The following is a 23,359-nucleotide window of genomic DNA, read 5'->3' as shown; positions in this document are numbered from 1 at the left end:
TGTAAAAATTGCGCGCCGTTTACGCGCCGAACAAAAATGCGAGCGTCTGCGCGTCGGAAACGATATTGTCGAGGATGCAGTATTCATCGGGCTGATGAGCCATATCGTCGAGCGTGCTCCATACGGCGGCGTTGTAGCCGAGCTCCCGGAGCGGAGCTGCGACGGTGCCCCCTCCGATACCGATCGTGCGCGCGGTTTTTTCGTGCACTTCTTTGAGCGCTTCGGACAGCTTTTGTACGACGGGAGCGTCGACGGGAGTTGCCGGCGATTCGCCTGCCTGCGGCATCGTATATTCGACTTTTACGCCGTATTTTTTTTCTATCGCTTTGCAGCGCTTATCGACTTCAGCGTACACTTCTTTGAGCGTGTAGCACGGGATGATCCTGCAGTCCATGCAAAACACGTCTTCTCCCGGAATGATATTGATGCTGCCGACGTTTTGCATCCTCATCGTCGGCTCAAAAGTCGAACAGTCGGGCGTAAAAAGCGGATCGCGTTTGTCGAAAACGTCTTTCATGTCGTGGAGCGAAAGCGCGAGTGCATCGGCGGCAAGACAGGCGTTGCATCCGGTGTCGGGCCGCGAACCGTGCGTCTGTTTTCCCGTTACGCGGAAGCGGAGCCATAAAATATTTTTTTCGGCGACTTCGATCGTTTCTCCCTTTGAGTCTCCGCCGTCGGGAATAACGATGATGTCTTCTTTACGGAAAAGTTTGTGCGCTTTTAATAAATATTTTATGCCGTATTCGCTGCCCACTTCTTCGTCGGCCATAAACAAAAGCTTGACCGTGTGTTCGGGGACGATGCCGCACTTCATATAGGCGAGGGCGGCAAAGACGCCGGACGTGAGTCCCTGCTGATTGTCTTCGACGCCGCGCCCGTAGAGCTTGCCGTCTTTTTCGACGACTTTCCACGGATCGGAATGCCACAGCGATTTTTCGCCGACGGGTACGACATCCAAGTGCGCCATAACCCACACCGAAAAATCGTCCGATTTGCCGGGAAGCGTTACAACGGCGTTCGGTCGTATGCCGCTTGCAACGCGCGGATCGCTCGCGTCGTAGCGTTCGATATTCGTAAAACCCTGTTCGCGGAGCCACGCGATAAGCGCTTCGCATTTTTCGATCTCACCCTGTCCGCCGTTTTCAGGAGCGAGGGCGGGATGGCTTGTCAAAAGCGTTTCGAGCGCGACGATATCGCGTTTCGAAGATGCAATATAATCGAAGAGTTTTTGTTTCGTATCTTTATCCATTTTTCACCTCACAGCGCAATACTATCGTGCATTGTATTTTTGATATGCGTTCCACGTCGTACGGACAAGCGTATCTACATCGGAGTACTGCGCTTTCCAGCCGAGTTTTTCGTATGCGTATTTGCTCGTCGCAACGAGGGACGCGGGATCTCCTGCACGGCGTTCGACATAGTCGGCGGGGATCGGGCGGCCCGTGATGCGCCGTGCGGCTTCGACCATTTCCGTAACCGTCGTGCCTTTTTCGCTTCCGAGATTTACCGAAATGCTTTCGTCGTGCTCTGCAATGTATTCGAGCGCTTTTACGTGGGCGGCGGCCAAATCGCTTACGTGCACGTAGTCGCGGATACAGGTTCCGTCTCGCGTATCGTAATCGCTCCCGAATATTTTAAGCTTTTCGCGCATACCGCAGGCAACTTCCATAATCACCGGCAAAAGGTTTGCGGGATTTTGTTCGAGACCGCAGAGTTCGCCGTCGACGTCGTAGCCTGCGGCGTTAAAATAGCGGAGAGCTGCAAAGCGCAAGCCGCGCAGTTTTTCGTACCACGCCATAAACTCTTCGATCGAAAGCTTCGTATAGCCGTAATAATTTTCGGGATGCTTCGGATGGCTTTCATCTATCGGAAGATACTGCGGCTCTCCGAATACGGCTGCGGACGACGAAAACACCATACGCTTGCAGCCGTGAGAAGCGGCTGCATTTAAGATATTGAGCGTACCGTTGATATTGTTAATGGAATATTTTTCGGGACTCACCATCGATTCGCCTGCCGCTTTGAAAGCCGCCAAGTGGATAAAAGCGTCAAAGCCTCTTGCAAATGCCGCATCCAAATCGCCGGGTATTAAAATCGTTCCGTATATGAATTCGTTTTCTTTAAAAAGATTTTGACGCAGCCCGCTCGAAAGATTGTCAAAAACGGTTACGCGGTGCTTTTGCTTCATCAATTCTTTAACGACGTGACTGCCGATGTATCCGGCGCCGCCGATTACCAACACATTCATGTATGCCTCCGCTACGGCCGTAAGTATAGCGCATTTTCGGTACAACCGCCATAGTTTCAATTAACCCCAATTAATCGATGTGCCCGATAATTGATTTTAATGTTCCGTAATGATACTATTTATATTCGGTACATCTATGAACGTATTTCATATTATCGGACCCGTCATGATCGGGCCGTCAAGTTCGCATACGGCGGGGGCGGTACGTATCGGGCGCGTCGCATATAAAATTCTCGAAGGTGCCGAACCTGCGGAAATCATCGTCGAACTCTCCGGTTCTTTTGCAAAAACTTATGCGGGGCACGGCACGGACAGGGCGCTGCTCGCGGGAATCATGGGTTTTGACAGCGACTCTCCCGAAATCAGAGACGCGTTTGCGATCGCCGAGCGGAAACACATCCGCTACGAAATCGTTCCCGTCGACATACCCGACACGCATCCGAATACGGCTCGCCTTTCCATAACCGCAAAAGACGGTAAAAAAATTATCGTGCAGGGGTCGAGTATCGGCGGCGGTAATATCCGCATAACGCGGATAAACGATATGAAAGTCGATTTTTCAGGCGAAAACAATACGCTTTTGGTTTTGCATTACGACAAGCCGGGTCTTGTCGCCGCCGTTACGAATCTCATGTTCGAAGAATACAAAACGATGAACATCGGAAACTTTAAATTGACGAGGTCTTTTAAAGGCGGGCCGGCGCTCATGACGATTGAAGTCGACGGACAGATTCCGGACGGGCTTACGGAAGATATCAAACACATTCCGAATGTGATACATATTTTATTAATAAAGGCGATTTAACCTATGCTTGCATATAAATCGATTGCAGAATTGACGGAAGCCGCACTGGCGCAAAACAAAACGATAAGCGAAATCGTCATCGCCGATCAGGCTGCGGAAATGGAAAGCACGAGTGAAAAATTGTACGAAAAAATGGATCGCAGCTTTCAAGTGATGATCGAAGCCGTACAATACGGACAGAAAAAAAATCAAAAATCGATGTCGGGCTTGACCGGCGGCGAAGGCTATAAAATGCTGCACTATGCCGAAGTTTCAGGCGGCGGGCTGTGCGGTTCGTTTATAACGCGCGCGCTGAGCCGGGCTTTGGCGGTTTCCGGTTGCAATGCTTCTATGGGTAAAATCGTCGCGTCTCCCACTGCCGGCAGCTGCGGCATTCTTCCGGGCTGTTTGATTTCCGTGTATGAAGATAAAAAAATCGACCGCAGAGCGGTGGTCATGTCCCTTTTTACCGCAGGCGCGTTCGGCATGGTCATAGCGAACGAAGCGAACATCGCCGGTGCCGAAGGCGGCTGTCAGGCGGAATGCGGAAGCGCCGCTGCGATCGCCGCCGCAGCTCTTGTCGAACTCGAGCACGGTACACCTTTACAATGCGCCGATGCGTGCGGCATTGCGATTTCCAATCAGCTCGGACTCGTGTGCGATCCGGTAGCGGGACTCGTCGAAATTCCGTGTATCAAGCGCAATGCGGCGGGGATCATGATCGCTTTTTCGGCCGCCGATATGGCCCTTGCGGGCATCTCATCCGAAATCCCGGCGGACGAATGCATTTTTGCGATGCGCCAAGTAGGAGAAGCGCTGCCGTCCTCTTTGCGCGAGACATCGCTCGGAGGACTTGCGGCGACTCCCACCGCACAAAAATTAAAAGAAAAAGTATTCGGGAAAAGTTGACCGATCGGAAACGCTCGGTACGCTCGGCATTTCAGCGGAAAAAATCTCGAATACAGATAAAAGGGTAGGCGAGCAGTTCGGGCAGCGTATAGTCGGTTACGGCGGGTAAAAGAAAATTCCGCACAAATACATGGTAGACGATGAGGTAGCCCGAAATCGTTCCGATAAAAATAACGATGCGCGATTTGAGCGCGTTCCACAAATGTTCGGCCATCGCACGCTTCCGCGGAATCCATGAGGGCAGTTTGCCTTCGTTCCATAAGCGGAAAAAAAACGCATACAGCGCTTTTTTGTGTTTCGATTCGGCATAGACATCTTCGGCCAGCGCCGTGTAAGCGGCTTCTGCAAGAATATCCTGCACATGCAATTTTTTATAGCGAGGATTTGCGAGCGTATTTTGCGCTTCGCGGGTACGGATTTGTTTGAGCGCCGGAAAAAAATTATTAAAAAATTTGATGCACGAAATGCACGATAACGAAACGGAGATAATAAACCATATACCGAGAATTATCAGCAGAACGGACGCTGCGATTATACCGGGCGCCCATGAGGGATTCGACACGCAAAGGAGCAACATCGATACGGTAAAAAGAGAAAGCTTTACAAGCGAATTGAAAAACGTCCGCGTGCAGTACCGTTGAAACTGTTTTCCGACCGACGCGGAAACGGCGTCTTCGGTGATGCGTCCTATCTGCTCGGATGCCGCATCTCCGACGCTGCGGATGCCGTTTTTTACCTGCGCGGACATTTTCGGAATCGTTTCACGGATGATGTCCTTGCACTGCGCGTAGATAAAAGCGATAACCGCGGCATCGTCGAGTAAACCGCCGGGCAGTAAAAAATCGGGCACGATATCGAAGGGGCTGACGAGGTACGCAAGCGCGCCGATTATCATAACTTTCGTTTCGGTCGGAATATCCGGCGAGTTGAAACCCGCCCACAGCGCTTCGACGATGTGCCATAAGTCGGCGACAGGTCCGCGTTTCATTTTTTCAAGACGCGATCCGATCTTTTTTGCATCTCGCTTTTCGGCTGCCTTTCCGAGTTCGTCCGCTTTTTTTATCGCTTTTTTATTGACCTCGTCCTGCCGCTCGCTGTGTTTTATAAAAAGGTGTTTCATTACGCAGCTCTCTTGTTCTTTTTTTATGTATTTTCAATCAAATAAAGGACGATACGCCGCAATCAATGCGTCCAGCGGCCAACGGCCGCGGTTCGCGCTGCTCGTCGACGGAAGACATACAGCGCGTATGCTCGTCGATTTTTCGCACAGCTTTGTATAAAATGTATATGCCGCCTGCCCCGTACAATATATACGCCCGATATGCGTCGATGCAAGAATCTTTGAAAAATTGTTCGGCACGGGATTTTTTATGCTCGTGTCGGCGGCTCCCCTTATATCGCACGAAGCAAGTACGTCCCAGAGTGCGATACCGTGCCGCATGACAAGCGCTCTCCGTTCATCGACGGCTTTGCTTCCCCCGTCGTTCGGATAAAGGAGCTCTTTTCCGGCAAGAGAGGCGATAACCGGCCAAAACCTGTTTTGCCCGTGCATATAGTAAAAGCCCGCCGTTCGGGAGCGCGGAGAAGGCATGGTTCCGAGAACGAGGACGCGGCTTTCGGAATCGTATACCGGTGCAAACGGATGCTGAACCCGCGAAGCGTCGGACGGATTTTCAATGCGCATGTATATATAGTAATAACAAGCGTTTTGCGCGTCAAGAAAACGAACGTCGGCCTCTTGTATTTTGTAGAACAATATTCTATAATTCTTGTAGAATAGTATTCTATAAAAAGGAAAAAGCCTATGTCCGATAAAAACGAAGAAAGAGAGAGCCGGAAAAATCAATTGATCGATGCGGCGACAACGCTGTTTTTTTCAAAAGGATATACGAACACTTCTGTGCGGGATATTTTGGATGAGGCAAACGACCGGACGTCTTCGCCGAGCGTTTTTTATTATTATTTTGAATCGAAGGATGCAATTTATCGAGCCGTTTTGCGCCGTTATACCGAGCGCTATGTAAAATCCGTGCAGGATGCAATCGACGCGTACAAAGACGATGCGCAATCTCTTATGGTCCGAGTAACGTCCCTGTTTTTAAAAACGGTAAAAGCCGACGCGCACGGAAAAGAAGCCGCCGCTTCGCCGGACAATCTTTTATACGCTTTAAAACTCAAAGAAGAATTGACGCAAAAATTTGTTGAAGTTTGGGAACTGTTTATCCGCTCACTGGATTGGTACAAAGCGGATGCCGAAACGGTTCACAAAACGGCCGTTTTTATTGCCGGCGGCATCGGAGAGATGATGTACGACTTCGGCTACGTTCACGAAAAAAAAGAGGGCAGCGCCCGAAAACTCATGGACTGCATAATTGACTTTTGCGCCGGTGTTTTGAACGCGCCGGCTGCGGAAAAAGAAAAATATAGGAGGATTGTGTATGATAACTTTGCATGAACAGGTTGACATTAGCGCGCCGTTTGAAAAGCTTTGCGCGTGGGCCGACAATTTTGAAGAGGAATTCGTCAAGTGGAGTCCGTATCATTTGGAGTGCGAACTGTACGACGGGAACGTACATGCGGGCAGCAAGGTCCGCTTTTACGAAATCGTTATGGGACTCGACTACGACGTAACCGGTACCATCGTAACGAGCGAACGCGACGACAATCATTTTCGCTTCGTATTTAAAAGCGTCAAGGGAACCGCTTTTATCACCTTTGAAGGAACGCGGACAAAAGAAGGCTGCCGTTTTTCGCACACGGAATCCTTCGGCATAACGACGCCCGTCATCGGGCCTATTATGAATTTTTTGCTGTTCAAAATCATCTTCCGTAAAAAATGCAACTGGCAGCTTATCCGCGACGATATGATTTTGGACAATAAGTATTTAACCGAAATTCTTACCGAGGGGAAATATCCCGAGCGCATTCCCGTCGAACGCTTAAAAGCCGGAGCAAAATAAAAGTTCGCCCGCGCTTGTGCGGGTGTCCTGCAGCAAATGCGAGGTGAAAATCTTGCATTATTGTATAAGTTGTTATATAGTAATAATATAGCACTCAGTACAGCAGGATAAAAAGTTGGCGAACGAAATTGATTTAAATATCGTAAAAAATATCATATCGCTTCTTGAAATCTGTACCGATTCGTTCGCCTTCGTTTACGATATATCTTCCGATATGTTTTTTATTTCCGAGCGTACTTTGGCTCACTATGATTTGCCCTGCTCGCAGTTTTCCGCCGCGGTCGGAAAAATCATTACGCTCATATACGAAGACGAACGTGTCCGCTGTGCCGCCGATATCGAATCGATCATATCAAATAAAAAAGAAAGTATCCGTTCTTCGTACCATATCCGCAACAGATACGGCGAATATATTCCCGCCGAAGTCAGAATGCGGCGCATCTCTGCGTCGTGGGGAGAAATAGTCGCAGGCTCGGTCAATCCGGGGGAAAAGCATGCGTTTTTTGAAGACGACAGTCTTGCATCCGAACGCGACGCGCAGTTCGATTTCGATACCGCCCGCATGACTGAAGGTTCGCTGAGCGGTTTTGCCGTGCAGATCGAAGTCGATAATTTTATTTCCATAAACGAACATGCGGGCTTTGAAGCGGGTAATGAGATCCTCAGCATCCTTGCGCAAGCGTGTAAAAAACAATGTATAAACGGCACCAAAGTCTATCTGCTTTCGGACAGAAAATTTTTGCTGATGAATTTTACGGGCGGGAACGCCGACGAAATACGGCGCAGCTACAGCGGCATAAAGCAGAGCATACGCGAAGCCGAATACGAATCGGGCTATAAACGTATGTTTACCGTTTCAGCAGGGGGCATCGCTTTTATCAACGATACGAGTTCGCTTACGGAAATGCTTGCAAAACTCATGTTTACCGTAGCGACGGCGAAAAATAACCGAAAAGATACCTTGTGTCTGTTCAACGCCCGCGAATACGCGCTTTATCTTCGTGCGCTTGAAATCGAAAGCGCCATACGCGATTCCATAAAAAATAAATTCGAGGGATTTACGCTTGTATTTCAGCCGATCGTAAACGCAAAAGAAGTGCAAAAAAACGCAGGCGGCTCTTTGTCAAAAATCGTCGTCGGTGCGGAATCTCTTTTAAGATGGAAAAACGATCGTTTCGGCACGGTCGGCGCAGGCGAAATCATCCCCATACTTGAGCGGAGCGGACTGATTGTTCCGGTCGGCCGATGGATACTCATGAAAGCGTTTGCGCAGTGCGCCGCTTGGAACACGCTCTTTCCCGATCTCTACGTGAGCGTCAATATTTCATTCGTGCAGATTTTGCAGTCGAATCTTGTGAGTGAAGTGCAGATTGCCCTCGAACGTACCAGAGTCAATCCGAAAAATATCGTGCTCGAAATAACCGAAAGCGGGAATATCGACGATGAAGAAATTCAATCGATGCTTTCCGAGCTGTCGGCGCTCGGCGTCAAAATCGATATCGACGATTTCGGTACGGGCTTTTCCAATCTCCGCTATCTGCAGGATATTCGCGCGAATACGCTTAAACTCGATTATACGTTTATTCAAAAAGCGCTTTCGGGCGATATGAAAGATTTGAAGATAATCGAATTTATCGTCGATATGGCACATGCGCTCGGTATGACGGTATGTATGGAAGGGATCGAATCATACGGCAGTGTGGAAAAACTGCTTCCGTTCGCCCCCGATAAATTTCAAGGCTACCTGTTCAGCCGTCCCGTCGATGCGCGTACCTTTGCAAAAGAAAATCTGCATCGATAAAAATCGAGACATTTTTGGCGGCTCGCAGCGAGTGAAAAAGGTAAGGCGGCAGACGATTCACTTTCGGAGAATACGGTTTTGGGCAGGCTTAGGCCGCGCGGTACGAATCGCAGCATTGTCAAAAACCGGTAAATGCGCTATATTTCTTATAAAGTCGGTAAGGAATCATCACCGTTAAATTTTTCGTAAGTATTTTATATTTATAGGAGGTACGATAAAAAGTGTCGTCTGAAATATCGCCGACACTTTTTATTTCGAGTTTGTTTGGATGTTTGCAGAAGACGTGTATACGTGTCGTTTCGATAAAAATCGCATGAATACGATACGCTTTATTTTGCAAACTCGACTATTGAATGTGTGCGCTCTCGCGCACGGCTAAAAACTTTTTCGGAAATTGATATTTCCTGCAAAAGTCTTTATGGGAGTTCTTTATGGAAATAAAAGACTTGAAAAACGCTAAAATCAAAGCGTGGGTTGAAGAGTGGGCAAAATGGTGCGAGCCGGACAGCGTCTATATCTGCGACGGTTCGAAAGAAGAGTACGACAGGCTTATGAAAGAGCTCGTCGATGCGGGACTCGCGACCGAACTCAAAAAAAAGCCGCACAGCTATCTTTTCCGCTCGCTTCCGTCGGATGTCGCGCGCGTTGAAGCGCGTACCTTTATCGCATCGAAAAAAGAAGAAGATGCCGGTCCGACGAATCACTGGATAGATCCCGAAGAACTCAAAAAGACGATGAAAGCGCTGTACAAAGGCTGTATGCACGGCCGCACCATGTACGTCATTCCGTTCAGCATGGGGCCGGTCGGTTCGGCGATCGGCAAAGACGGTATCGAAATCACCGACAGCGCATACGTCGTGTGCAATATGGACATCATGACGAGAGTCGGAACGAAAGTACTCGACAATATCGGCACGGACGGAGAATGGATCCCGTGTCTGCATTCGGTCGGAAAGCCGCTCAACAAGGGCGAAAAAGACAACGGCATTTGGCCCTGCGCCGACATGGAGCACAAGTACATTTCGCAGTTCCCCGAAGAACGCACGATTTGGTCGTACGGTTCGGGTTACGGCGGAAACGCTTTGCTCGGCAAAAAATGCTTTGCGCTCCGCATTGCGACGGTGCTTGCGCGCGATGAAGGCTGGCTTGCCGAGCACATGCTCATTTTGAAATTGACGAACCCGAAAGGCGAAGTAAAATATATCACCGGTGCGTTCCCGTCCGCTTGCGGTAAAACGAACCTCGCTATGCTGCGCCCGACGCTGCCCGGCTGGAAAGTCGAAACGGTCGGAGACGATATCGCATGGATGAAGTTCGGCAAAGACGGCCGCTTGTACGCGATCAATCCCGAAAACGGATTTTTCGGTGTTGCGCCGGGAACATCGGACGAATCGAACTACAACGCGATGCGCGCTGCGTCGAAGAATACGATCTTTACGAACTGCGGCCTGACCGAAGACGGAGACGTTTGGTGGGAAGGCATCGGCTACAAACCGGAAGGCAAAGAGATCGTCGATTGGCACGGCAACAAACGCCCGTGCCCGGAAAACGACAAAACGCCGAAAGACAAAGAACAGTGCGTCGCGCACCCGAACGCCCGCTTTACCGCGCCTGCATATCAGTGTCCGTGTATCGCGTCGAATTGGGAAGATCCGAATGGCGTGCCCATCAGCGCCTTCCTGTTCGGCGGACGCAGACCTTCAACGATTCCTCTCGTGCATCAGGCAAGAAACTGGAACCACGGCGTTTTCCTCGGTTCGATCGTCGGTTCGGAAGTGACGGCCGCCGTTATCTCCGATCAAGTCGGACAAGTGCGCCGCGATCCTTTTGCGATGCTTCCGTTCTGCGGATACAATATGGGAGACTATTTCGCGCATTGGATCGACATCGGTCACAAATCGACCGAAGATAAACTGCCGAAGATTTTCTACGTAAACTGGTTCCGCAAAGACGGCGACGGCAACTTTATGTGGCCGGGTTACGGCGAAAACAGCCGCGTCCTCGCGTGGGTGTTCGACCGCTGCGACGGCAAAGACAACTACATCGACACCGCGATCGGCTATATGCCGAAAGAAGGCGCAATCGATACGTCGGGATTGAGCGACGAGTATAAGAAAAATATGCCCGCGCTTACCTCTGTCGATGTCGACGGCTGGAAAAAGGAAATCAAAGACATCCGCGAAAATCACTATCCCAAGTTCGGAAAGCATTTGCCGAAAGAACTGAGCGAATGTCTCGACGATTTGGAAAAACGGCTGAATAAATAATAAGGCCGGATAAACGAAACGGATGGAACGGGGCTGTTTCAAAAAGCATTCTTTAAAATTGCACAGCGAGTAAATTTTCAGATTTAGGAGCTGTGCAATTAGTGCGCGAAAGCACACACGTTGATGCGCGAGTTTTCGAAATAAAACTCGAAATTAAAAGCGTCGCGCCATTTCAGCGGCGCTTTTAAACGTTCCTATAAATGCGGCATTGCAGGAAGTATCAACTTTCGAAAATGCCGCATTAGTGCGCGAGAGCGCACGCGTATATCCGCGAGTTTTCTTTTGAAAACTCGAAGTTAAACGAGCCGCGCTATTTTAGCGGCGCTTTTAAACATTCGCTTTTTGCCGGTCCCGTTTTCAAATGCCGATCGGTCGTGCCGAAACGTGCATACGCTTGCCGCGTCAGTTACGATCGGGATCGGCTGTATTTAGAGTGCACCGCATTATTGACAGTGCAGACGAAATTTTGTTATAGTAAATAAACACGGGGGTGTAGCTCACCTGGCTAGAGCGCTTGCATGGCATGCAAGAGGTAGTCGGTTCAAGTCCGATCATCTCCAAAAAAAATAAAAGACTGACCGTTATGCGCGGTATATTACATACAGCTGTCGATTTATAAAGAACCGACTACCGGAGTACGCGCCGAGCAGGTGCGAGGAAAAGGCGGCAGGGATGCCGCCGGCAGCGTACGGAGGCGCCCTGAGGAAGGCGCAGGAAGCGCCTGAACGAAGGGGTCGGTTCAAGTCCGATCATCTCCAAAAAAATAAAAAACTAACTGTTATTTTGCTGATAATAAATCCGACTGTAAATTTGTAAAGAACCGACTACCGGAGTGCGTGCTGAGGAAGAGCGAGCAAATTCGAGCAGTGCGCAGGATTTGCGAGCGTCTCCTATGAAAGAAAAACGGCTCTGCCGTTTTTCACCTTCCGACTTACTGAAATATATCTGAGTAGTGCGAGGAAAAGGCGGCAGGGATGCCGCCGGCAGCGTACGGAGGCGCCCTAAGGAAGGCGCAGGAAGCGTCTGAACGAAGGGGTCGGTTCAAGTCCGATCATCTTCAAGGTTGTAATTCTTTATATGATAAAGAATTATATTACTTCCGCAAAGAATGCGGAGTAATCAGTTTTTTCGATGGTATGAAGCGAATGTCTGCCCATCAGACACGACGCATACCGAACGGCGGGTGCTTATGAAAAGCACCTCATCATCAAAATATAAAACTCCATTCAAATTGTATTGTCGGCCTTCTCGAACCGGGAACAAAAGAGAAGGAATTATCTATGTTCAATTTTATTCTTTGCAGAATCTTCTGTAGTACAATAAGTAGCATATAAGTTTTCGTCGCCCGGGTTTTTGTTTCGAGTCCCGACGGAAGAAAAATGTGAGTCTATCATATTTTGATAGGACAAAAAGTGTAATAAAATATGAGGGACGAGGCAAGGAGAATGTATGTTGGAAGTAAAGGGGGAGTCGTATTCGTATGATGTCGAATGTTCATGCGAGTGCAGGATGTACGGAATATTAACAAAGTAAATGCCGAAGTTTGCCCGCAGCTTCCGCTGTCGGCGATTGGTGATATTATAAAGAGGTCGTAATGAGGGAATATCATTTCTCAAAGTTCCGCTATTGCTGCGGTATTCAATGCCCTAAAATTCTTTGGCTAAAAGAAAATATGCCTGATGAGTTTGATGCCGGCGTAATGAATCCGGTAATTCTTTCTACAGGGAATGATGTCGGGGATTTGGCTATGGGGCTTTTCGGTGATTATACGGAAGTTCCTTTTACAAAAAAGCTCGGAGATATGATACCTGCAACTCAAAAGTTCATAGAAGATGCTGTCCGGAATATTTGTGAAGCGTCATTCAGTTTTGACGGATGTTTTTGCAGTGTAGATATTTTGCGTAATCTTGGAAACAAGAAGGTTGCGTTTTATGAAGTAAAAAGTTCAACAGGTGTTCGATGGATTTATGAACATGATATCTCTTATCAATATTATGTGCTTACTAAACTCGGCTATGATGTTCAAAAAGCTTGCCTCGTTCATATAAATAATCAGTATGTTCGTCACGGAGAGCTTGAACTGGATAAACTCTTTTCAATTGTCGATTTGACGGAAACCGTAAAAGAAAAACTCGGCGAAGTAGAAGAAAATATTAAAAAATTCCGCGAGTATCTTAAAAATGAAACAGAGCCCGAATGTAAAATTGGCTGTCAGTGTTCCGATCCCTATGAGTGCGGTTATTGGTCTCATTGTGCAAGTGATATGCCGCAGGATAACAGTCATACGGTCTGGGAAGTTGCCAGCCTCAGAAATAAGCAATGGTATTATGATAATGGCTATGTTACTTTTGAACAGTTGTACGATGCCGGAATCTTGGAAGGAAAATATCTTCAGCAGATAGAAGTTGAAATCAAGGATCTTCCGCCTCAGATAGATAAACCTCAGATAAAGAAGTTTCTTTCAACATTAAGTTATCCTCTTTACTTTCTTGATTTTGAAACATTCAATCCTGCAGTTCCGCTTTACGATAATTCTTCTCCGTATCAACAGATTGTATTCCAATATTCGCTGCACTATATTGAGAAAGAGGGAGCTGTGCTTAAACATAAAGAATGTCTTGCTTATCCCGGGAGTGATCCTCGGCGTCAGATTGCAAAACAACTTTGTCGCGATATTCCTCCGGATGCGTGTACGGCGGCTTATAATATGGGATTTGAAAAAGGACAGATTCGTGCGTTAGCGGATTTATATCCCGATTTGCATGATCATTTGATGAATATTCATGACAATATTAAAGATATAATGCTCCCATTTCGGAAACGTTGGTATTACACAAAGGAAATGCAGGGGTCTTATTCAATTAAATATGTGTTGCCGGCTTTATTTCCGGATGAACCCGGACTTAATTATCATAATCTCGAAGGAGTTCATAACGGTAGTGAAGCAAGCAATGTTTTCTTTGCAATGCAAAAGATGGATAAGAAGGAACTCGGAGAATGGCGAGAACATCTTCTTCGTTACTGTGAGCTGGACACTTTCGCCATGGTAAAAATTCTGGAAAAATTAAGGGAAGCGGTGGAATAATTTCGCTTATCGTTACTACATGATGGTATCTCATATTTATACTGAGCACGCGGAGATATTGATTGGAATAATAATAAATCCGAAAAGCTGTCAAGCTGCAATAGTTTATAATTTAAAATTATTTGATTTTTTCATAAAGTGCGGTAATCTCTTGTTTCCAATGTTTTACCAAAGATTTTGGGGCAAGAGGTTCTGCCTGAGAACCCCATTTTAAGACTTCCTCGAAAACCTTTTCTTCTTGAGCCGATGTGAAACTGACGGTTGTAAAATCATCTGTTTCTTTTTCTATTTTCTGGTCATTTGCCCATTTATGATATTTAATCCAGTCTTTCGCGTATCCTGTAAAGCGGATTTTGAATGTCCGGATATTGTCACATTTGAAAGTACCGAGTCTTCCGCCTGCACAATAATTGTTGAAATCATAATTTTTCGGGAGTTGAAATTCCTCATTTGTGACAACAATATCGGTCATAAAATTCAAATCATACAAAAGAACAAGGTCGGCGTATTCACTATAAGCAAAAAGATAGACGGATCCATTATCTAGTATCAGCTGATACGGCCGGGCTATACGGATGACATCATTATTTGTATATGATTTTATATAACGGAATTTGATTTTATGATTTTTTTGTATGGCTTCATAAACTCTGTCCCAGTTTTTGACGTTGATGTCATATTCCATTTGAGGGGGAACAATTATGCGGCCGGATGAGAAAACGGCATCCTCCTTCGCAACTTTCGGTTCAAGAAAATGAATCAGCTCTGTAACACTGTCATAAAGCGGGGTGTCTTTATACCGCAGCAGGAGACCTCTCATGCTTGCGACAAGTGCAATATTCTTTTGTGTTTCTTCCGAATAAAATTGTTCTACATCTTTTTTGATGACATAGCTTCCGTTTACTTGTTTTTCCTCAAGCAAATCCATATCTTTCAGTTTCTTTACCGCTCGTAGAATGGTAATATTTGATGTTTGGAAGTACTCTTCAAAATATTTTGAGTTGTATTTTACTTCAGGATGATTCGGAGCATCTCGTAAAATACGCAATATTTCATAGCCGCGTTTATCGAGCCGATCAGTGAGATCTTTTTCACGTTGTCTTTCTTCTCGTTTTAATTTACGTTCATATTTTTCTTCTTCTGAAAGTTTGTCGCTCATACTCATATTATAACACAGTAATATATAAGGAGTTGCAATACGTCTTATCCGCTATTTTTAGCCGTGACAAAGGTTTCCTAAAACGATTTGTTATTCAGCTCGATAAAGTCTCACCGTGACCTCATTGTAAAAGTTGTAAAAGAAAGCAGTTTTGCACGGATCCGATAGTATGAATATCTACTTTATTTTATCTTTTATTCGGGTGTAAACTTCAAGAATCTTTTCTGCTGCTTCCTCCGGCTTAATTGATTTTAATAAATACCACCATCCTTTATTTTCAATGCTAAAGTTAAAATCCTTTGCCAACTCATCAAACAATTCCTTGTTATTATTATAACAATTTCTGTCTATTTCACCGCTGTTTATATGCTTTCTTAGACCAAACTCATATTTATTACTGGTTAAATTTTTATACCACGTAAAACTAAGCATACAGTTTTTTGAAAGTTCTATCCCAACACTTAACCATGTATGAAGATAGTCAATTCGTTTGATGACTTCTGTTTCATAGGGAGAATTAATAAAATATATTTTGGAATTATTTCCAACTTTTGAAATAATATTTTTTAATATACCTATTCTCTCCGGTTCTTTGTATGTGATTAGATCTGAAAAAGCCTTATAGCATTCAGAATAAATCTTCATAAATCTTTGAAATACTAAATTTTCAAATTTTGTTACCATTTGCTCATTTGAAGTTATTGAAGTGTTTAATTCTCTGTATCCTTCATCAAAGAACAATTCTTTGGTATGCAATGAATAATAATCATAATTATCATAATTACTTTTTGCTCGATTTATTTCAAAAGGAATGGCAGCCAAATTAGCTATAGTATCACGCCAGAAATCAACCCTTGTTTTAAGAACACTCTTAGAATGGTTATAAGACCAATCTTTAGGCATAATATGATCATAATCCCAAGGACGATTGTGATCTTCCCATGCAATCGTATCAGCAGGATTAAATTTGGGGAATAGAATATCAATATAACTTCGTTGTGCATACAAGAGACATGTTTTCATTGATAATACTCTGCGTAAAAAAGGAAACACAGCTTCTCTTTTAAAATCTGATTTCAATACTCCTTTTTCATTTAAAAGACCGTCCTTTATATCTTGTGGACTATATATAATTACTATTTTTTCATTTTCAATTAGGAAGCAAATAGAATTCCTAATCTCGTTAAGAATATCTGTTTCATTACAACATTCTGATAAATTTTTAAGTAATGTATTACAAGTATAATTGATATCCGGACAAAACCAAAAGAATAATAAGATAAGCCCTTTTGCATTTATTTTATTTAAATCGAATCCTTTGGCCGCTAAAAAAAATAACAATAAGAAACATTCTTGTTTTTCAGACAAGATTCTCATTTGAACGAATTTAGGGATATCTGTTAAAGCGTATCTAACAGAGTCTAAAATTTTTTTAGCTTTATCATCGTCCAGAAAAAAATCTGTAATCTTGCTTTTCTTTTCTTGATCCAGTGCCAAAGAACGGATTTTTTTTATAGATAATTGAGGTTCGAACTTCTCACAATAAGGTTTTTCCAAAGTTAGATATAAACGGAAAAGTAGCATAACTAATTTTGGAGCCGGCATAAACTCTTTTGCAAGCTCCTCATTCTTACTGTTAATTTCACTCCAATATGCTTTTATAGCCGAATACGATAGATCCGATTGAGTTATTTTAGTCCCACCTGTATTTAAGCGATTAAATAATATCTCTAAATCGGATTGTACTTCTGAATTCATCTCTGTATCGGCTTCTCTTTCTATAGATTCTCTTGGAAGAATACTAAAAGGTACTCTGTATGTAGATTTTATTCGAGAAAATAATTCGTATAATTTTTCTTTTTTATTATCTAATAATTTCTTATTCTTTTCATTCCAGAATCTTGTTTGCCATTTTTCAGGTAAGGATTCTACACTTTTGGTAATAGTTTGTAAAAAATCTCCCGAATTCCTTGCGTCATTATTAAGGAAAAAGGCTAAAGGTATAGGAAAACCATCTTTGGATTCATATGGATATGTATCGATTATTTTAATATCATCTTTATATATATTTTTGGAATCTGTATCATAATATAATGTCAAAGCGGTTCTTCTTTCCTTGGCTGAAAGTACACTGCATTCATCATTGTTTTTATATCCCCACGGATGTGAAATCGTTGTAGCTTTTACATAATATTTTCGCGTAATTCCTCGTGCGGTATCACCGGGTTTAAGATCGAGCCAAAGAATTGCTTTAGAGTTTTTATCCGGTTGGGCAAATCCAATCTGTATTGAATTAAATCTTTGCTGTCCATCCATTAAGTCATAAGAACCTTTGGTATTCTCCGAAAGAACAAAACCTCCTATCGGGAAATCTCGCAAAATAGAATCCCACAAGAATTCAACTTGTTTAGGAGTCCAAACAAGACCTCTTTGTATTGAAGGAATTTCTACATATTTTCCGTGTATTGTTTTGTTTGATATTTCTTTTAAAGTAAATGTATTTGTCATTTTTTTCGAAAACCTTACAAAAAAATCCATAACTTTGTATCTTTATTTCGGCGTTTTGCCTTATTAACTTCAATTTGTTACTGCAAAAAGACGGCTGCCGCCGATGTATTTGCCGAAAAATGGAGATTTTAACTATTTGACATAACCGTGCCGAATGTGCTAAAATAGAGCGTTGAAGCCTGTATCTTAGCGGGCTTATTTTCGGGTGGAACAGGAGCGAGATTGTGGCTCGAACGCAAAAATATAAAAAGTTGGAAAAAAAGGTTGCTTCAAAAACGAGCAGCGCGTTTTTTTCTTTTTTGACTTTCATAAAAAATGCGGCGCTCCGCATATTTAAGATACTCGACGGTAAGCTGACGATAATGATCGTTCCGCATTCCCAGAGTAAAGTTGTTAATTTTCAAACGAATGTTTTCGCACTCGGTCTCGGCGTCGTGCTTGTTTTCGGTATTGTCGCTTCGTTTTTTTACTTTGACCGAAAGGCAATCGGTTCGCGTGCCGAAATATCGCGCCTGTCATCGCAAAACCGTTTGACACAGGCGAGTCTCGACGAATTGCGTGACGAAAATATGAATCTCATGCAGGCGGCAAAGCGCTTTCAAACGTCCTTATCGCAGTCGCTTGCCCTGCTCGGCATTACCGACAGTTCGAACGTTGCGCGTGCGTCGGTTTCGAACAGCGACCTTTCTTCGCTTTTCGGCACACAGGAAACGGTAGCGGGTTCCATGCGTGAAACGGAAGACGTGAAGCAGCTTGCATCCTATCTGGAAAATGCGGTACAGCCTGTCGAACAGATCGGCAAAATGCTCGAAAATCAAAATACGCTTTTTACGGAGATTCCGAGTATCTGGCCTTTGAAAAATATCAACGCGCATATTTCCATGGCGTTCGGACCGAACGTGCATCCGATTTCGGGGCAGTGGTATATTCATAAGGGCATCGATTTTTCGACCTATCGTTCGGGCGATCCGGTCATCGCGACGGCGAGCGGGCAAGTCGTTACGGTCGGCTACGATGCGAGTTACGGCAACTATATTATTATCAAACATAAGCACGGCATCTATACGCGCTACGCGCACCTCATGTCTTCCCGCGTGACGAAGGGTCAGTTTATTTCCCAGCGCGATGTCATCGGTTATGTCGGCAACACGGGCGTTACGACGGGACCGCACCTGCATTACGAAGTGCATATCGGTTCGGATGTCGTGGATCCCGCAAAATATATCAACGTAAAGCTTTCGAACTGATTTATGGCGCTGCGATCCGACGACTTTTCGATCAACACGGTTATCGGTGAAGGTTCGGCTGTTTCAGGCGATCTGCGGATAAACGGTTCAGTCCGTTTGGACGGCGACGTACGCGGCGATCTCCATACCGACGGCAACGTGCAGATCGGCGAGCGTGCTCGGCTGTGCGGCAATCTTACTGCGAAGTCCGCAATTGTCGGCGGCATCGTACTCGGCGACATCATTGCAAAAGAAAGCGTAACGCTGCTTTCGTCGGCCGCCGTCATCGGCGATATCATTTCGCAAAAAGTGCAGATCGAAGAAAAGGTGATCTTTCACGGTCATTGTATTTCCATTAAAGATGAAGCGAAGTATCTTGCGTCGTCTGAACGCTATCTCGAAGCGAAAGCCATCCGTACAAAGGCGGCGTTTGCATGAACACGGTCGACCCGCTTAATCAATCGCTTTATTTTACCGCGGTGTCTTCGGCTGCGGGAGAGGCGGCGCGGGAAGCGAAAAAAAAAGAAAAATCGGGCGCTCGGCAAAAGACGGGAATATTTTCCGCAATGCTGAAAAAAAACGAAGAAGCGAATGAACTTGCGTCGGCGGGGCTTCCGGCCGAAATCGCGGGTATGTCTGCCGAAGACGCGGTCGTTTTTTTGAAAGACCGAGTGACGACCGCCGGAGACAAGCTTGTCGATTCCATGTCGGAAGACGCCTTTGCCGAATACCGGCGTGCGGTAAGCGCCCTTATGAAGTACGTCGTAAAATACAGCTTTGAGCTTGAAGAATTTCGGATGCCGAATCGGCGGACGAAAAAAGAAAAAGTTGTCGTGCAGCTGCGGATCATCGATGAAAAACTCAACGATCTTGCGTCGGAAATTCTTGCGAATCAAATCGACAAACTGCTCATTTTGAAGCGGGTTGAAGAGATTCAGGGATTGCTCGTCGACGTATTGGCGTCCTGATGCTGCCGTAAAAATTAATAATCCGATTGTTAAAACCGAAAAACGCGCGAAAGTGCGGGAGAGGCTGTCATGAGCGATATTTTTGAAAACGATATAGATGATGAAAGCGAAAACCTTGAAGCGCTTGAAGATGCTGCGGATGAAAGCGAGCAGGGAGATGCGGATTTTACTCCGGATAAACCGTTGTATCATTTAAAGCTCGAATATTCGCGCGAGAGCATCTATGCGACGGCGGAAAACGTACAGGGTGTAAAAGCAGGTATGCGGGTTATCGTGCCGACGCGGTACGGACGCGATATCGCACTCGTACTCGGTGAAACGAAAAAACCGCGCGGCGTGCGCCGAAACGATATCGTCGATATAGACCGTATCGTTTCGAAAGAAGATGCGAAGCGATCGGAAGAGCTGCAGACTAAAGAAAAAGAAGCGGTCGCGGTCTTTAAAGAAAAGGTTACGGCTCATCATCTCGATATGAAATTGATTCAAGTGCATTTTCTCGTCGCCGAGCAAAAAGCGCTGTTTTTTTTCAGTTCCGACAACCGTGTCGATTTTCGCGAACTTGTCAAAGATTTGGTTTCCGTATTTAAAATGCGCATAGAACTCAGGCAGATAGGCGTGCGTGACGAAGCGCGCATTACCGGCGGACTCGGCGTCTGCGGCCGTCCGTACTGCTGCCATTCCGTTTCCGATAAAATAAGACCGGTATCCATCCGCATGGCAAAAGATCAAAATCTTTCGCTCAACTCGATGAAGATTTCGGGGCAGTGCGGCAGACTTTTGTGCTGTCTCTCGTACGAATTCGATTGGTACAGCGATGCACGCAGAAATCTGCCGTCCGAAGGAATTCATCTTTTTTATGACGGAACGAATTTCAAAATTACCGAAGTGAATCCGCTTACGTCGATTGTAAAAATGCTCGGAGAAGACGGGCGGCTGCTCGAAGTAAACGCAAAACGCTTTGCAAAAGATTCGAACAACCGCTGGCGCATCGGCTGACGGGAGCTTTATCCTGCGGCCGTTTTTACCGTATGAGACAGACGAGTTCGTTGTCCGCGTCGTTGAACTCATCCATGGCGTATGAGCCGTAAAACGAAAAATCCGTAAACCCCGCTTCCTGTGCGAACAGGATGATTTCATCTTTTACGAGAGGATACAGTTCTTCGTTTTGCATAACGGGAAGAATTTTGCCGTTGCCGGTTTCGAGCGTTTGATTTAGAAAAAATTTATCGTCTTTACCGGCCGAAACCGACGAGGAAAGTTTTACTCTGATGCTGCTGCGGCAGGGAAGGGCGGTCGTGCCGCCTTTTAAGACCGCCGAAAAATTATAGAGATGAAGTACGAGCGTGCCGCCTTCGGACAGCAGCGCTTTGCAATCGAAAAAAAATTTTCTCAAAAGCGTTTTATCTTTGATAAATGCGATGCGGCTGTTCAAGCACGAGATGACATTGTAAAATTTTTTTCCGAGAAAACGTGTCATATCGAGCGTTGAAAGCTGAAAAAAACGTATGGGCATAAGCTGCGTTCTTCGGCGCAGCGCCGCTATTTCGATGAGTTCTTTTGAAACTTCAAGACCCGTTACGTCCGCTCCGTCTTTGACAAGAACGTGTTCCAGCGAACCTGTACCGCAGCCGATTTGTAAAAAACGTGCGGGCGGGGTATAGTTTTTTCCGATACGTGCGTAAAAATCTTTTTGTTCGGCGGTTACGGGATATAATTCATCGTAGTATTCTGCAACATTTTGTATTGAAGTCATAGCGTTATTATAAACTATCTTGCCGGAAAAGCAAGAAATATTTACTAAATCGATGTTATGACGAAAGGGCAATATACTTGACTAAGCGGCGGAAAATAAGATACAATAAGCTTCCCCGTATTGTAAAACGGCGGCTGCTCACCGACGTTTTGTGTTCGACAGCGAGATGCACCGTTATCGGACACGCATACTTTTATTTTACAGGATTTTATTATGGATACGATTTTTGTAAAAGCGCAGGATATAAAACGCGCATGGTACGTGATCGACGCTGCAGGTAAACCGCTCGGCCGCGTCGCCGCAAAAGCCGCTTCTCTCGCGCGAGGCAAGCACAAGGCGTCGTATGCGCCTCACCAAAACACGGGCGATTACGTCGTCATCATCAACGCGGACAAAGTTGCGGTTTCCGGCGGAAAAGAGCAAAAGAAGATGTACTACAACTATACCGGTTTTGTCGGCAACCTCAAACACTTTACGTTTGAAAAACTTCTTGCCCGTCATCCGTCCGAGCCGCTCGAACGCGCCATTAAAGGCATGCTTCCTCACAATCGGCTCGGCCGCGTGCTCTTCGGCAATGTAAAAGTATATGCAGGCGCGGACCATCCGCATAAAGCGCAGAATCCTCAGCCGCTTGAAGTTTGATTAGGAGTTTCAGTATGGTAAAGAATTTGGCAATCGGTACGGGAAGAAGAAAGACTGCGGTCGCGCGTGTTTTCGTGCGCGACGGCTCGGGCAAAATCGTTATTAACGGAAAAGAGCCGAAGGATTATTTTGTTACCGACGAACAGGTGCAGATCGTCCGCCAGCCGCTGCTCGTTACGTCGAACGACAACAAATACGATATCCTCATCACCGTTCAGGGCGGCGGTATGAACGGACAGGCTGCGGCTTGCCTCCACGGCATTTCTCGCGCCCTCGTTCAAATCGATCAGGATTCCCGCACGGCGCTTAAAGCGAACGGCTACCTGACACGCGATTCCCGTATGCCGGAACGCAAAAAATACGGTCAGCGCGGCGCACGCAGAAGATTCCAATTCAGCAAGCGTTAAGCGGTGGTCGTTTCAGAAACGAAGCAGGTATCCTCCGGTTGTATAAAAATTACGACCGAAGAAGGACCTGCTTTTTTTATCCGCGAAGCATATTTGACGCACCTTGCCCCCGAATCGATTTCAGACGGCAGCGTATTTTCCGGTGAAGATGAAGAAGATATCATCGACGCGGGATTTTGTTACGCCGCGGAATCGAAAGCGCTTTCGTATTTGGCGAGGGCGGAACAGTCGCGCTTTAATTTGACGCGAAAACTGGGTGCAAAAGGCATTGAAAAGCGCCATATCGAAAACGCGCTCGATTATCTCGAACGCGAAGGCTCTCTTTCCGATGCGCGCTTTGCACGTGCATGGCTCGCCTCACGGAAAATCAATCACTTGGAGGGAAGGGCGAGGCTTTCTTCCGAACTCGCTTTTCGCGGTATAGCGAGGGAAGTTGCCGATGCGGCGCTCGACGAATTCTTTTCGGAAAATTCGGAAGAGGCGATTTGCAAAAAAGCGCTCGAAAAATGCAGTCGGCTCGGCATGCGGGAAGATAAAATTATCAATTATTTATTGCGGCACGGCTTTTCACGAAAAATGATACGGAGTGCTTCGGGTGAGGGCGGGCTTTGACGGGACGCCGCGCGGTGCGTCCCGTATTGA

Annotated in this window: 21 protein-coding genes and 1 tRNA gene; 15 read left to right on the top strand and 7 right to left on the bottom strand. The window is 45.9% G+C overall.

Annotation, left to right across the window (positions count from 1 at the left end; translation table 11 throughout):
- Positions 1–19: 19 nt before the first annotated feature.
- Together H9I35_RS05695 and galE are read right to left on the bottom strand one after the other, a co-directional pair.
- Positions 20–1,249, bottom strand: coding sequence for a M20 family metallo-hydrolase (locus H9I35_RS05695; RefSeq protein WP_187420601.1), 1,230 nt, complete (start codon positions 1,247–1,249; stop codon positions 20–22).
- 21 nt (positions 1,250–1,270) lie between these two features.
- Positions 1,271–2,248 (bottom strand): UDP-glucose 4-epimerase GalE, encoded by a 978-nt coding sequence (gene galE, locus H9I35_RS05690; RefSeq protein WP_187420600.1) that lies wholly within the window; start codon positions 2,246–2,248, stop codon positions 1,271–1,273.
- Between the two features lie 136 nt (positions 2,249–2,384).
- On the opposite strand from galE, the gene sdaAB reads away from it, so the two are divergent.
- Positions 2,385–3,053 (top strand): L-serine ammonia-lyase, iron-sulfur-dependent subunit beta, encoded by a 669-nt coding sequence (gene sdaAB, locus H9I35_RS05685; protein ID WP_187420599.1) that lies wholly within the window; start codon positions 2,385–2,387, stop codon positions 3,051–3,053.
- 3 nt (positions 3,054–3,056) lie between these two features.
- The gene (gene sdaAA, locus H9I35_RS05680) at positions 3,057–3,941 is read left to right on the top strand and encodes an L-serine ammonia-lyase, iron-sulfur-dependent, subunit alpha (RefSeq protein ID WP_187420598.1); all 885 of its coding nucleotides are present in this window, start codon (positions 3,057–3,059) and stop codon (positions 3,939–3,941) included.
- 31 nt (positions 3,942–3,972) lie between these two features.
- Here sdaAA and H9I35_RS05675 read toward each other — a convergent pair whose 3' ends face one another.
- Both H9I35_RS05675 and H9I35_RS05670 read right to left on the bottom strand, forming a co-directional pair.
- Positions 3,973–5,061, bottom strand: coding sequence for a YkvA family protein (locus tag H9I35_RS05675; protein WP_187420597.1), 1,089 nt, complete (start codon positions 5,059–5,061; stop codon positions 3,973–3,975).
- Positions 5,062–5,094: 33 nt separating this feature from the next.
- Positions 5,095–5,625, bottom strand: a complete 531-nt coding sequence (locus H9I35_RS05670) for a DNA-deoxyinosine glycosylase (RefSeq protein ID WP_187420596.1) — start codon at positions 5,623–5,625, stop codon at positions 5,095–5,097.
- A gap of 120 nt (positions 5,626–5,745) precedes the next feature.
- Here H9I35_RS05670 and H9I35_RS05665 point away from each other — a divergent pair, with 120 nt between their 5' ends.
- From H9I35_RS05665 to H9I35_RS05640, 6 genes are all read left to right on the top strand, one after another.
- Positions 5,746–6,396, top strand: coding sequence for a TetR/AcrR family transcriptional regulator (locus tag H9I35_RS05665; protein WP_187420595.1), 651 nt, complete (start codon positions 5,746–5,748; stop codon positions 6,394–6,396).
- The gene (locus H9I35_RS05660) at positions 6,380–6,901 is read left to right on the top strand and encodes an SRPBCC family protein (RefSeq protein WP_187420594.1); all 522 of its coding nucleotides are present in this window, start codon (positions 6,380–6,382) and stop codon (positions 6,899–6,901) included. The genes H9I35_RS05665 and H9I35_RS05660 overlap by 17 nt, the downstream gene beginning before the upstream one ends.
- A gap of 115 nt (positions 6,902–7,016) precedes the next feature.
- The gene (locus tag H9I35_RS05655) at positions 7,017–8,702 is read left to right on the top strand and encodes an EAL domain-containing protein (RefSeq protein WP_187420593.1); all 1,686 of its coding nucleotides are present in this window, start codon (positions 7,017–7,019) and stop codon (positions 8,700–8,702) included.
- A 431-nt stretch (positions 8,703–9,133) separates the two neighbouring features.
- A complete protein-coding gene (locus H9I35_RS05650; RefSeq protein WP_187420592.1) occupies positions 9,134–10,969 on the top strand; it encodes a phosphoenolpyruvate carboxykinase (GTP) in 1,836 nt (611 codons plus the stop codon).
- Between the two features lie 486 nt (positions 10,970–11,455).
- Positions 11,456–11,529 (top strand) — tRNA-Ala (locus H9I35_RS05645).
- Positions 11,530–12,563: 1,034 nt separating this feature from the next.
- On the top strand, positions 12,564–14,054 hold the full coding sequence (locus tag H9I35_RS05640) for a DUF2779 domain-containing protein (protein WP_187420591.1): 1,491 nt from the start codon (positions 12,564–12,566) through the stop codon (positions 14,052–14,054).
- 118 nt (positions 14,055–14,172) lie between these two features.
- Here H9I35_RS05640 and H9I35_RS05635 read toward each other — a convergent pair whose 3' ends face one another.
- Both H9I35_RS05635 and H9I35_RS05630 read right to left on the bottom strand, forming a co-directional pair.
- Positions 14,173–15,213, bottom strand: a complete 1,041-nt coding sequence (locus tag H9I35_RS05635; RefSeq protein WP_187420590.1) for a helix-turn-helix transcriptional regulator — start codon at positions 15,211–15,213, stop codon at positions 14,173–14,175.
- 177 nt (positions 15,214–15,390) lie between these two features.
- The gene (locus H9I35_RS05630; RefSeq protein WP_187420589.1) at positions 15,391–17,751 is read right to left on the bottom strand and encodes a DUF262 domain-containing protein; all 2,361 of its coding nucleotides are present in this window, start codon (positions 17,749–17,751) and stop codon (positions 15,391–15,393) included.
- Positions 17,752–17,945: 194 nt separating this feature from the next.
- Between H9I35_RS05630 and H9I35_RS05625 the strand changes: the two genes are divergently transcribed.
- The 4 genes from H9I35_RS05625 to H9I35_RS05610 all read left to right on the top strand — a co-directional run bounded on the left by H9I35_RS05625 (position 17,946) and on the right by H9I35_RS05610 (position 20,911).
- Positions 17,946–18,968 (top strand): M23 family metallopeptidase, encoded by a 1,023-nt coding sequence (locus tag H9I35_RS05625; RefSeq protein ID WP_187420588.1) that lies wholly within the window; start codon positions 17,946–17,948, stop codon positions 18,966–18,968.
- 3 nt (positions 18,969–18,971) lie between these two features.
- The gene (locus tag H9I35_RS05620; protein WP_016521960.1) at positions 18,972–19,385 is read left to right on the top strand and encodes a bactofilin family protein; all 414 of its coding nucleotides are present in this window, start codon (positions 18,972–18,974) and stop codon (positions 19,383–19,385) included.
- Positions 19,382–19,915: a YaaR family protein gene (locus H9I35_RS05615; protein ID WP_187420587.1), complete on the top strand. Its 534-nt coding sequence runs from the start codon at positions 19,382–19,384 to the stop codon at positions 19,913–19,915. The genes H9I35_RS05620 and H9I35_RS05615 overlap by 4 nt, the downstream gene beginning before the upstream one ends.
- Before the next feature lie 69 nt (positions 19,916–19,984).
- Complete coding sequence (locus H9I35_RS05610) at positions 19,985–20,911, top strand: PSP1 domain-containing protein (RefSeq protein WP_187420586.1); 927 nt, start codon at positions 19,985–19,987, stop codon at positions 20,909–20,911.
- 25 nt (positions 20,912–20,936) lie between these two features.
- Here the strand turns inward: H9I35_RS05610 and H9I35_RS05605 are convergent, their stop codons facing one another.
- Entirely contained in the window at positions 20,937–21,668 is a 732-nt protein-coding gene (locus H9I35_RS05605; protein ID WP_187420585.1) for a class I SAM-dependent methyltransferase, read from the bottom strand.
- 213 nt (positions 21,669–21,881) lie between these two features.
- On the opposite strand from H9I35_RS05605, the gene rplM reads away from it, so the two are divergent.
- The 3 genes from rplM to H9I35_RS05590 are packed head-to-tail and all read left to right on the top strand — an operon-like array spanning position 21,882 to position 23,329.
- Complete coding sequence (rplM, locus tag H9I35_RS05600) at positions 21,882–22,310, top strand: 50S ribosomal protein L13 (RefSeq protein WP_016521956.1); 429 nt, start codon at positions 21,882–21,884, stop codon at positions 22,308–22,310.
- A 14-nt stretch (positions 22,311–22,324) separates the two neighbouring features.
- A complete protein-coding gene (rpsI, locus tag H9I35_RS05595; protein WP_016521955.1) occupies positions 22,325–22,717 on the top strand; it encodes a 30S ribosomal protein S9 in 393 nt (130 codons plus the stop codon).
- Positions 22,718–22,720: 3 nt separating this feature from the next.
- Positions 22,721–23,329: a regulatory protein RecX gene (locus H9I35_RS05590; RefSeq protein ID WP_187420584.1), complete on the top strand. Its 609-nt coding sequence runs from the start codon at positions 22,721–22,723 to the stop codon at positions 23,327–23,329.
- The last annotated feature ends 30 nt before the right edge of the window (positions 23,330–23,359 follow it).

It is taken from the genome of Treponema sp. Marseille-Q4132 (genome assembly GCF_014334835.1).
Classification (GTDB): domain Bacteria; phylum Spirochaetota; class Spirochaetia; order Treponematales; family Treponemataceae; genus Treponema_D; species Treponema_D paredis.
Note: the sequence above shows the minus strand (reverse complement) of the source record. Positions and strands in the feature narration are given on the sequence as shown.